1 protein-coding gene is annotated in these 1,694 nt (G+C 72.7%); it reads left to right on the forward strand.

Translation table 11 applies throughout. From position 1 onward, the window contains the following. Nucleotides 1-1,694 (forward strand): condensation domain-containing protein (locus IMZ35_RS30230; protein WP_229373696.1); only part of this gene is annotated, 1,694 nt, incomplete at both ends.

A 1,694-nucleotide genomic window follows, 5' to 3' on the forward strand; every position in this document is an offset into this window, starting at 1 on the left:
CCGCGCACTTCGTGCCGGCCGCGTACGTCACGCTGCCCGAACTGCCCCTGCTGCCCAACGGCAAGATCGACCGCGCGGCCCTGCCCGAACCGGACCTTCGTTCCGACGCACCCGGCCGTGCGCCCGCCACCCCGCACGAGCGCCTCGTCGCCGACATCTGGCGCGATGTGCTCGGCATCGCCGACGTCGGCGCGGACGACGACTTCTTCAGCCTCGGCGGGCACTCGCTGCTGGCCATCCGGCTGGCCCACCGGCTGGGCACGGCGACAGGTACGACCGTGCCGGTGCGGCTGGTCTTCGACCACCCCACCGTTGCCGAGCTGGCCGCGAACCTGCCCGCCGCGAACGGGACACCCGACCCGATCCCCGTCCTGGACCGCGAGCCCGGACCAGACGGAACCCTCGTGCTCCCCGCCTCCACCGGCCAGGAACGCCTCTGGGTGCTGTGCCGGCTCGACCACCGGGCCAACCTCGCCTACCACATCACCGGCGCTGCACGGATCAGCGGACCGCTCGACGTCGAGGTCCTGCGCACCGCGTTGCACCACACGGCACAGCGGCACGAGGCACTGCGCACGTCACTGCGCGAGGTCGACGGCACCGTGCTCCAGGTCATCGCGCCACAACCCGACGTGCCACTGGTCCTGGTGGACACCGAGGACTGGGCGCAGGTCGTCGCCGACGAGGCCGAGCACACCTTCGACATCACCACCGGCCCGCTGTGGAGGGTGACGCTCGTGCGCGCCGCGACCGACGAGCACGTGCTGGTGCTGAACCTCCACCACGCCGTCGCCGACGGCTGGTCGCTCGACCTCGTGCTCCGGGAGATCGCCGAACGCTACGCCGCGATGACCGGCACGACCGCCGAACCCGCGCCGCTCCAGTACGCGGACTTCGCGCGGTGGCAGAGGAACCGCGCGGCGGACGACCTGCCGTTCTGGCGAGACCACCTCGACGGCGCGGTCCCCCTCGACCTGCCGACCGACCGGCCCCGACCGGCCCGGCAGACCTACCGCGGCGACACCGTGCCGCTCGACCTGCCGTCCGACGCCGTCCGCACGGCGGCCCGGACGGTCGGCGCCACCGCGTTCACCGTGCTCGCGACGGCGCTCACCACCGTGCTGACCAAGCTCACCGGGCGGTACGACGTCACGATCGGCACCCCGGCGGCCGGGAGGGACCACCCGGCGCTGGCCGACGTCGTCGGCTTCGTCGTGGACACCCTGCCCCTGCGCCTCGTCACGACCCCGGACACAACCCTGTCCTCGGCGCTGCGGAACGCGCGCGACACCGTGGACCGCGTCCGGGCGCACCAGCGGATCTCCTTCGAGGAACTGGTCCGCGATCTCCACCCGGACCGCGACCGGAGCCGGAGCCCGTTGTTCGGGGTGCTGCTCGCCGTCAACGGCACACCACCGCGCTACCACCTGCCCGGTCTTCTGGTCGATCCCGTTCCGGTGCCACGCCGGGCCGTTCCCTTCGACCTGGTCGTGCAGGTCGAAGAACGCGACGGCACCCTCACCGGGCACCTGGCCTTCAACACCGACCTGTTCGACGCCGCCACCGCACGCACGATCGCCGACAGGCTGAGGACGACGATCGAGGCGATCGCGTCCACTCCGGACCGCTCGATCGCGGAGTTGGACGTGGCGGGGTCCGTGGAGCGTGTGCGGCGGGCGGAGTTGTCGGTGTCG

The sequence above is a fragment of the Umezawaea beigongshangensis genome, assembly GCF_016464305.1.
Lineage (GTDB): Bacteria > Actinomycetota > Actinomycetes > Mycobacteriales > Pseudonocardiaceae > Umezawaea_A > Umezawaea_A beigongshangensis.